Annotated in this window: 11 protein-coding genes; 4 read left to right on the top strand and 7 right to left on the bottom strand. The window is 72.9% G+C overall.

Annotation, left to right across the window (positions count from 1 at the left end):
* Both C593_RS0118875 and C593_RS0118870 read right to left on the bottom strand, forming a co-directional pair.
* On the bottom strand, positions 1 to 404 hold a 404-nt coding region (locus C593_RS0118875; protein WP_018848870.1), incomplete at its 3' end, for a ferrochelatase.
* 150 nt (positions 405 to 554) lie between these two features.
* On the bottom strand, positions 555 to 923 hold the full coding sequence (locus C593_RS0118870) for an arsenate reductase family protein (protein WP_018848869.1): 369 nt from the start codon (positions 921 to 923) through the stop codon (positions 555 to 557).
* 132 nt (positions 924 to 1,055) lie between these two features.
* Between C593_RS0118870 and C593_RS0118865 the strand changes: the two genes are divergently transcribed.
* Positions 1,056 to 1,403 (top strand): hypothetical protein, encoded by a 348-nt coding sequence (locus C593_RS0118865; RefSeq protein ID WP_018848868.1) that lies wholly within the window; start codon positions 1,056 to 1,058, stop codon positions 1,401 to 1,403.
* Positions 1,404 to 1,473: 70 nt separating this feature from the next.
* On the opposite strand, the gene C593_RS0118860 is transcribed toward C593_RS0118865, so the two are convergent.
* A complete protein-coding gene (locus tag C593_RS0118860) occupies positions 1,474 to 2,337 on the bottom strand; it encodes an MOSC N-terminal beta barrel domain-containing protein (RefSeq protein WP_018848867.1) in 864 nt (287 codons plus the stop codon).
* A gap of 233 nt (positions 2,338 to 2,570) precedes the next feature.
* Here C593_RS0118860 and C593_RS0118855 point away from each other — a divergent pair, with 233 nt between their 5' ends.
* A complete protein-coding gene (locus C593_RS0118855; RefSeq protein WP_018848866.1) occupies positions 2,571 to 3,284 on the top strand; it encodes an ankyrin repeat domain-containing protein in 714 nt (237 codons plus the stop codon).
* Positions 3,285 to 3,301: 17 nt separating this feature from the next.
* Here the strand turns inward: C593_RS0118855 and C593_RS0118850 are convergent, their stop codons facing one another.
* Positions 3,302 to 4,255, bottom strand: coding sequence for a carbon-nitrogen hydrolase (locus C593_RS0118850; RefSeq protein WP_018848865.1), 954 nt, complete (start codon positions 4,253 to 4,255; stop codon positions 3,302 to 3,304).
* A 127-nt stretch (positions 4,256 to 4,382) separates the two neighbouring features.
* On the opposite strand from C593_RS0118850, the gene C593_RS0118845 reads away from it, so the two are divergent.
* Positions 4,383 to 5,399 carry a LacI family DNA-binding transcriptional regulator gene (locus C593_RS0118845; protein ID WP_018848864.1) on the top strand — a complete coding sequence of 339 codons (1,017 nt, stop codon included), beginning with the start codon at positions 4,383 to 4,385 and terminating at the stop codon, positions 5,397 to 5,399.
* Between the two features lie 154 nt (positions 5,400 to 5,553).
* Here C593_RS0118845 and glnA read toward each other — a convergent pair whose 3' ends face one another.
* Complete coding sequence (glnA, locus tag C593_RS0118840; protein ID WP_018848863.1) at positions 5,554 to 6,963, bottom strand: type I glutamate--ammonia ligase; 1,410 nt, start codon at positions 6,961 to 6,963, stop codon at positions 5,554 to 5,556.
* A 276-nt stretch (positions 6,964 to 7,239) separates the two neighbouring features.
* Here glnA and C593_RS0118835 point away from each other — a divergent pair, with 276 nt between their 5' ends.
* Positions 7,240 to 7,707 (top strand): RDD family protein, encoded by a 468-nt coding sequence (locus C593_RS0118835; protein WP_037746231.1) that lies wholly within the window; start codon positions 7,240 to 7,242, stop codon positions 7,705 to 7,707.
* 108 nt (positions 7,708 to 7,815) lie between these two features.
* Here the strand turns inward: C593_RS0118835 and C593_RS0118830 are convergent, their stop codons facing one another.
* Together C593_RS0118830 and C593_RS0118825 are read right to left on the bottom strand one after the other, a co-directional pair.
* On the bottom strand, positions 7,816 to 8,523 hold the full coding sequence (locus tag C593_RS0118830; RefSeq protein ID WP_026277829.1) for a DUF4191 domain-containing protein: 708 nt from the start codon (positions 8,521 to 8,523) through the stop codon (positions 7,816 to 7,818).
* 10 nt (positions 8,524 to 8,533) lie between these two features.
* A complete protein-coding gene (locus C593_RS0118825) occupies positions 8,534 to 8,770 on the bottom strand; it encodes an SCO2195 family GlnR-regulated protein (protein ID WP_026277828.1) in 237 nt (78 codons plus the stop codon).
* Positions 8,771 to 8,775: the final 5 nt, after the last annotated feature.

Here is an 8,775-nt window from a genome sequence, read left to right as displayed (position 1 = left end):
GCGTCGGCCAGGTTCTCGCGGTACTGGCGGCAGCCGGAGTACGAGGCGTACGCGCTGGTGACCAGGACCGCCACCCGCCGGTGGCCGGCCAGGGTGATCTCGCGCAGGGCGTCGGTGAGGTAGGGCGCCCAGTTCCGGTTGCCCCAGTACACCGGCAGGTCGAGCCCGTGCCCGGCGAAGTCCTCGCGCAGCGCCGCCAGGAGTTCCCGGTTCTGGTCGTTGATCGGACTGACGCCGCCGAAGAGGAAGTAGTGCTGCCCGACCTCCTTCAGCCTCTCGGTCGGGATACCCCGGCCACGGGTCACGTTCTCCAGGAACGGGACCACCTCGTCCGGGCCCTCGGGGCCACCGAAGGAGAGCAGCAGAAGGGCGTCGTACGGAGCGGGATCACGCAGATCGGACATCGGGGACTTCCTGTCGCGGTCGGAGACACCCCTTGCTTCCTGCTGCCCCCGGGAAACGGATGCGTACGGGGACGGCCCCGCCCCCTGGGCCGCGCCCCGGGGACGGCCCCACCCCCTCGGGCCCCGTCCCGGGCGCGGCCCCCGCGCCGCTCAGCCGTTCCGCCGCCCCAGCGCGTCCCGTACTGCCTCCTCCGTACGCCCCACCACCGCCGTGCCGTCGTCCGCCGTGATGATCGGCCGCTGGATGAGCTTCGGGTGCGCGGCGAGCGCCGCGATCCACCGGGCTCGCGAACCCGTGTCCCGGGCCCACTCCCTGAGCCCCAGCTCCTTCGCCGCGGGCTCCTGGGTGCGGGTGATGTCCCACGGTTCGAGCCCGAGCCGCGTCAGCACGTCCCGGATCTCGTCCTCGGCCGGGACGTCCTCCAGATATCGCCGCACGGTGTAGTCGGCCCCCTCCGCGTCGAGGAGGGTGAGGGCCGATCGGCACTTGGAACAGGCGGGGTTGATCCAGATCTCCATGCCGCCGAGGGTACCGCCGGCGGCCCCCGGACAAGCCCTCAAACCCCCTCTGGCCAGGGCTGATTGTCAGTGCCCGCGGGTAGAATGAACAGTAGTTCGGGATGGTCCCGCGACCACGCCAGGAGGTAGCCGATGGCCGTAGCCGCGCTTACGACGAAGCCCACCGCCACGTCCGTCACGTCCGCGACGAAGTCCGCCGCGCAGCCCGTGACACCCGTGACACCCGCGCAGCCCGTGACGCCTGTGACACCCGTGTGCAAGAAGCCGCTGCCCGCCGGGCAGCCCCGCGAGTGGTATGTCTCGCACAACCGCCGGCTGAAGGCGATGCGTCTGACGATCGCCCTGCTCGACGCCGGTGTCTACCACCCGCGGTCCGCCGACAACCGCCGGATACGCGCGGCCGCCGAGCGCATCGGCGTCCACGCTCCCTCCGACACCACCTGCCGCATGGTCAGAGCCCTTATCCGCTACGGCCGCTGACCGGTGGTCCCCGGGTGCCCGCCCCGCCACGGGCACGGTGCTCACGCACCGCGCTCAGGAGACAGGGCGCTCAGGAGGCGGGGTACTCGGGATCGGGTGCCCCGCCCTCGTACCACTCCACCCGCACCTCGTCCCCGACGGACAGCGACCCGTGCCGCAGCACCGCCGCCTTGGCGCCGAAGCTGACCTTGTTGTCGTAGACCGGCTCCCGCCGGTACGTCGACAGGGTGCGCACCGGCTCGGGCCCGGCGCGCCGCCCGGTCGCCTGGTCCACCATCGGCACGGCGCAGCGCAACGCCCGTACGGAGTGGGCGAGTTCCACGGAGCCCGCCCCGAGGAGCCGCATCCGGTCCTCGGCGTGGGGCTCCTCGCAGCCGCCCAGCACGATGTTCGCGCGGAAGCGGTCCATGGGCACGGGGGTGCCGCCCGCCCGCTCGATCCGGGCGTTGAGGCCGTCCAGGGACGCCTGGGAGACGACGAGCACCGCGTGCGCGTCGGCGAAGGCGGTCACACCGGGAGTGTCCCCCCAGCCCCTGCGGGCGAAGCCGTGCCGCACCCGTACCAGCCGCGACTTGGCCTCCAGCACCTCGGACAGCCAGTCGGCGGCGGCGTCCCCCTGGTCCACCGCGTCACCGGCGTCCTTCCCGAACAGGCTCACCGGCCGCGCCGGACCCTCCGGGTCCACGTCCACGCTCACGTCCTCGACCCCGTCGGCAGCCAGGCGCAGCGCCCGGCCCCCGTCCAGGAGTTCCGGCCGCACGGCGGCCATGGCGGGGAGCTTGCGCTGGCTGCGGAACGTGCCGTCCGCCGCGTCCACGACCATGAAGGTGCGGTCGTGCCGCAGCCCCGTCTCCCCGACTTCCGCGGTCCGCACATCCGTCCCGGCACAGCCCTTGACCGGGTAGTACGTCAGTCTCTGCACCGTGATGCCCATGCCGAGATGGTATGCGCCCGGCCGACATCCCGGCGCCCGTCCCGTCCCACCGGCCGGCCCCCGTCCCACCGGCCGGCCCCCGTCCCACCGGCCGACCCCTGTCCCCTCCCACCGGCCGACCCCTGTCCCCTCCCACCGGTCGCCCCACCCGCCCGCCGGGCCGCCCCGGGACTGTCCGACCCTCCCCCTGGCCTGGGGACGGTCTGCCCGCCACCCGCCCCGAGGAGGACCTCGTGCTGATCATCCCGCTGGACGACCCGCTCGCCGTCTCGGTGACGGGCGCCATCCGCACCGGTGACCTCCCGGCGCTGCGTGCCCTGCTGGACGGGCACCCGGGGCTGGCCACCGCCCGGGTCGACGGCAACGGCGGCGGCCGCAGTCTGCTGCATCTCGCGACGGACTGGCCCGGCCACATCTCGGAGGGCCCCGCGATCGTGGCCGCCCTCGTCGCGGCCGGCGCCGACCCCGACGCGCGCTTCACCGGCGCGCACGCGGAGACACCGCTGCACTGGGCGGCGAGCTGCGACGACGTTCCCATGATCGATGCTCTCCTCGCGGCGGGCGCCGACATCGAGGCGGCCGGCGCGGTCGTCGGCGGCGGCACCCCGCTCGCCGACGCCCGCGGCTTCGGCCAGTGGCGCGCCGCCCGGCGGCTGGTCGGGCACGGCGCCCGCACCACCCTCCACGACGCGGCGGCCCTCGGACTCACCGACCGCGTGGCCGAAGTCCCCGCGGCCGAGGGCCCGGACCGGCCGGACGCGGAGGAGATCGAGGGCGCCTTCTGGTCGGCCTGCCACGGCGGTCAACTCGCCACCGCCCGCCTCCTGCACGCCCACGGCGCCCACCCGGACCGCGTGGGCTACGACGATCTGACCCCCGTGGAGATCGCCCGCGCCCAGGACGCCGAGGACGTGGTCGCCTGGCTCCGGTCCCTCGACCCCGTCTGACCCCGCCCCCCTTTCCCCTACGCCGTCCACTCCGTCACGGTCAGGGGCGCGTACGCGTCCGGGCGGCGGGTCGCCAGGAACGGGAACAGCTCCAGCCAGTCCCGGCGCGCGTCGAGGTCCAGATCGGCGACGAGGACGGCCGCCTCGTCCCGCGGCGCCTGTGCCAGCACCCGTCCGTACGGGTCGACGATGAACGAGCTGCCGTAGAAGGTGAGCGGGCCCTCGGTGCCGATGCGGTTGGGGACGACCATGAACGTGCCGTTGGCGATCGCGTTGCCCGTGATCACCTTCTGCCACAGCGGCTGGGTGTCGAAGCCGGGGAATCCGGGCTCCGAGCCGATCGCGGTCGGGTAGACCAGGACGTCGGCGCCGGCCAGCGAGTACGCCCGGGCCAGCTCCGGGAACCACTGGTCCCAGCAGGTCGGCAGCCCGAAGGTGGCCTGCTCCACCGCGACCGGCGGGAAGGCGTCCGCGCCGGCCGGCCCCTGCCGGAACCAGTGGTCCTCGTAGTAGCCCTCGGAGACGGGGATGTGCGTCTTGCGGGTGCGGGCGGCGAGGGTGCCGTCGGGGGCGGCCAGTACGGCGGTGTTGTAGCCGAGGCCGTCGTCCTCGCCCCCGGGCGCGGGGGCCTTCTCGTAGAGCGAGGCGTGCACGTACACGCCGTGCTCGCGCGCGGCCTCGGCGGCGAAGGTGAAGGTCGGGCCCGTCAGCAGGTCCTCCGGCTCGGCGGGCGCGGGGTGGTCGGCCTTGCGCACCACGGCGAAGTACGGCGACAGGGTCAGCTCCTGCAGGCACACCACCCGCGCGCCCTGCCCGGCCGCGAGCCGGATGCCCTCGCGCAGGGCCGCGCGGTGCTCCTCGGGGTCGCGGTGCCAGCGCTGCTGCACCAGGGCGACCCGCAGCGGCTCCCGCTCGGCGGGGCGGGTGCGGGTCGGGGACGCGGGCGGGTCGAAGGCGGTGATGACGCGCATGGGGTGCTCCGGGGCAGAGGGTGGGCGATCAGATGCCGGAACGTTCCGGCACTTCTGAATGTACGCACTGCCGGAACGTTCCGGCAAGGGGCTCGAGGGAACGGCACGGCGAACTAGACTGCTCGCCGTGACCAGCCGCACCGTGACCCTCCTCGACGTCGCCCGCGCGGCCGGGGTCTCCAAGAGCACCGTCTCCGACGCCCTCCAGGGCTCCGGACGGGTCGCCGAGGGGACCCGCGAACACGTCCGCGAGGTCGCCCGGCGGCTCGGCTACCGCCCCAACAGTGCGGCCCGCCGGCTGCGCCGCTCCAGCACGGGCGCGATCGGCCTGCACCTGCCCCGCACGGCGACCCGGCTCGACTACTACATGAACCTCGCCTTCGGGGCCGTGAACCGGGCCCAGGAGGACGGCTTCGACACGGTCCTCCTGGCCCCCTCGGCGGGCGAGGCCTCGGGCCCTCTGGCCTCCCGGGTGGACGGCCTCCTGGTCATCGACCCCGAGGCGGCCGACCCGGAGGTGCGGGCGCTGATGGACGCGGGCGTCCCCGTGGTCACAGGCGAGCGCTACCCCGGCCGCACCTCCGCCCCCACCGCGGCCGTGGTCTGCGACAACGCGGCCTCGCTGCGCGCCCTGCTGGACCACGTCCGCGAACGCGGCGCCCGCCGCCCGGCGCTCCTGGCGCCCGGGGGCGACTCGGCGTGGGCGGCGGCGCTGCGGTCGGCGGCGGCGGAGTGGGGCCGGGACACCGGCACCGGCGTCCTCGTCCGTACCGTCCCCTTCGCCGCGACGGCGGCCGAGGCGTCAGCGGCGACCCGGGCCCTCCTCGACGAGGCCCCGGACACCGACGCCGTGCTCTGCGCCCCGGACGGCACCTCCCCCGGCGTCCTCCGGGCCGCCGCTGACGCGGGCCGCACGGTCGGCGCCGACCTCCTGGTGGCCGCCTGCGTCGACGGCACGGCCCCCCGCACCGGCGAACCCCCGGTCACCGCCGTCGACCTCCACCCGGCTGCCTACGGCCGCGCCTGCGCCGACCTCCTCCACGCCGTCCTGACCTCCCGCACCTCCCCGGACACCACCCGCCACCACCCCTGGACCCTCAACCCCAGGGCTTCGACGACGGGGCGCTCCGGCTCACCGGCGTAGCGGCCGCGGTGCCCTCCGCGCGGTGTGCCGTGGCCGGCGCCTTCCGCGCGCGGTGCCTTCCGGGTCGCACGGCGAAGGCCGCCACCCCCGGCAGGGAAGTGGCGGCCTTGGCCGTGCTGACCGGTGTCCCGCCCGGTGGGGGCGGAGCCGCGTCCTAGATGTCGAAGTAGAGCTCGAACTCGTGCGGGTGCGGGCGGAGCTGGATCGGGGCGATCTCGTTCGTGCGCTTGTAGTCGATCCAGGTCTCGATCAGGTCGGAGGTGAAGACACCGCCGGCCTGGAGGTACTCGTTGTCCGCCTCCAGGGCGTCGAGGACCGCCGGGAGGGAGGTCGGGACCTGGGGGACGCCCGCGTGCTCGTCGGGGGCGAGCTCGTAGAGGTCCTTGTCGATCGGCTCGGCCGGCTCGATCTTGTTCTTGACGCCGTCCAGGCCCGCCAGGAGCAGCGCGGAGAACGCCAGGTACGGGTTGGAGGACGGGTCCGGGGCGCGGAACTCGACGCGCTTGGCCTTCGGGTTGGAGCCCGTGATCGGGATGCGCATGGCCGCGGAGCGGTTGCGCTGCGAGTAGACCAGGTTGACCGGGGCCTCGAAGCCGGGGACCAGGCGGTGGTACGAGTTCACCGTCGGGTTGGTGAAGGCCAGCAGCGACGGCGCGTGCTTGAGGATGCCGCCGATGTAGTAGCGGGCGGTGTCCGAGAGGCCCGCGTAGCCCTGCTCGTCGTAGAAGAGGGGGGAGCCGCCCTGCCACAGCGACTGGTGGACGTGCATACCGGAGCCGTTGTCACCGAAGATCGGCTTCGGCATGAAGGTCGCGGTCTTGCCGTTGCGCCAGGCGACGTTCTTCACGATGTACTTGAAGAGCATCAGGTCGTCGGCCGCGGCGAGCAGCGTGTTGAACTTGTAGTTGATCTCCGCCTGGCCGGCGGTGCCGACCTCGTGGTGCTGGCGCTCGACCTGGAGGCCGACGTTCTCCAGCTCCAGGGAGATCTCGGCGCGCAGGTCGGCGAAGTGGTCGACCGGCGGAGCCGGGAAGTAGCCGCCCTTGTAACGGACCTTGTAGCCGCGGTTGTCCTCGACCGCGCCCGTGTTCCACGCGCCGGCCTCGGAGTCGATGTGGTAGAAGCCCTCGTTGGCGGAGGTGTTGAACCGCACCGAGTCGAAGACGTAGAACTCGGCCTCGGGACCGAAGTACGCCGTGTCCGCGATGCCGGTCGAGGCCAGGTACGCCTCGGCCTTCTTGGCGATGTTGCGCGGGTCGCGGCTGTACTGCTCGCCCGTGATCGGGTCGTGGATGAAGAAGTTGATGTTCAGCGTCTTGTCACGGCGGAACGGGTCCAGACGCGCGGTCGACAGGTCGGCGCGCAGCGCCATGTCGGACTCGTGGATCGCCTGGAAGCCACGGATCGAGGAGCCGTCGAAGGCCAGCTCGTCCGCCGGGTCGAAGGCCGTCGCCGGGATCGTGAAGTGCTGCATGACGCCCGGAAGGTCGCAGAACCGGACGTCGATCATCTTCACGTCGTTGTCGGCGATGTACTTCTTGGCCTCGTCGGCGTTCTGGAACATCCAACTCCTCCTACTCCCACCCGGGGGAGGGGTGGGGTTGCAGCTCGTCCGTGCGGCCAGTGCGGTGGCACACGCAGGACCCGACCATAGGCAGACCGGATTTCTCAAGCATGACCCATTTGTTTCGGAGAAGTTAACCGGCGCGGCGGCGGGCACGGCGGCTGCGGCGCGGTCGAGGGCGGCCCCGCGCCCGGAGGCGGGCGGAAGGCGCCCGGCGGCCGGGCGGCCGGGCACCCGGGCCGAAGTGATCGAAAGCGGGCACAGTACCGTGGTCGCGTGGACAACAGGCAAGCAATCGGATCGTGGCTCTCCGGGCCCCGCGCGGCGGCCGAGGAGATGGGCGTCGACTTCGGTTACCGGGGGGAGCGGCTGGGTCTGCCGGAAAGCGGCCCCGGCTCCGTCGCGCCCCTGGGACGCCGCTTCGGGGCACTGTTCCTGGACTGGGGACTGTGCTTCCTGATCGCATACGGGCTCTTCGCGGGGAGTAGTCAGCAGGCCACGGGCAACCGCGCGCTGCTGATCTTCTTCATCACCACCGTGCTCACCGTGGGAACGGTCGGCAGCACGCCCGGCAAGCGCCTCTTCGGCCTCCGGGTCATCTCCGAGAACGGGGGCCGGCTCGGCTTCGGCCGGGTCGTGGTGCGCAGTGTCCTGCTCTGCCTCGCGCTCCCGGCGCTGGTCTGGGACCGCGACGGCCGCGGGCTCCACGACCGTCTGGGCCGCGCCGTCCAGGTCCGGATCTGAGAGCCGTCCCGCGGGACGCGGCACACGACGAACGAGGGCCGGCCGGGACGATGTGTCCCGGCCGGCCCTCGTTCGTCGTGCGCGTCCGTCAGCCGGTGGCGAGGAGGCTCAGCGCATCTTCCCGCCGCGCGGCATCCGCATGCCCTTCGGCATCGGACCCTTCGGCAGCGGCATGTTGCTCATCAGGTCGCCCATGGCGCGGAGCCGGTCGTTGGTGGTCGTCACCTGCGGGCCGGTGAGCACGCGGGGGAGCTTCAGCATGGTGGTGCGCACCTTCTTCAGCGGGACCTGGCCCTCGCCGTTGCCCACCAGGATGTCGTGCACGGGCACGTCCACCACGATGCGGTTCATCTTCTTCTTCTCGGCCGCGATCAGGGTCTTCAGCCGGTTCGGGTTGCCCTCGGCCACCAGCACGATGCCGGCCTTGCCGACGGCGCGGTGCACCACGTCCTGGTTGCGGTTCATCGCCACCGCCGGGGTGGAGGTCCACCCGCGCCCGACGTTCTGCAGAACCGCCGCCGCCGCGCCGGGCTGACCCTCCATCTGGCCGAACGCGGCCGTCTCGGCCCGCCGCCCGAAGATGATCGCCATCGCGAGGAAGGCGAGCAGGAAGCCCAGGATGCCCAGGTAGATGGGGTGGCCGATCAGGAAACCGATCCCGAGGAAGACACCGAAGGTGACGATTCCCACAGCCGCGACGATGAGACCGACCTTCGGGTCGGCCTTTCGGGTCATCTTGTACGTCAGGGCGATCTGCTTCAGTCGCCCTGGATTCGCAGCAGCGTCACTGCTGTCTGAGTTTGCCTTCCTCGCCATACCCCGAAGTTTACGTGGCCCGGGAAGTGCGGTCAGCCGCGGCCTCCAGTACGTGCAGCGTCTCCACCCGGTCCTTGGCCCGGCGGCGGTCCTCCAGCACGGCGGTCCACGCGTTGCGGCGGGCGGTGCGCTGGCCGGAGCCGAGCAGCAGCGCTTCGACGGCGCGCAGGGCGCCGGTGACGGACGGAAGGGCGGTTGCGGTCACGGGAGTCACGGATGTCACGGGACGTGCCGGAGCGGCCTGCATGGCGG

It is taken from the genome of Streptomyces sp. CNT372 (genome assembly GCF_000377145.1).
The sequence above is the reverse complement of the archived record's forward strand: the minus strand, read 5'-3'. Positions and strand labels throughout refer to the sequence as shown.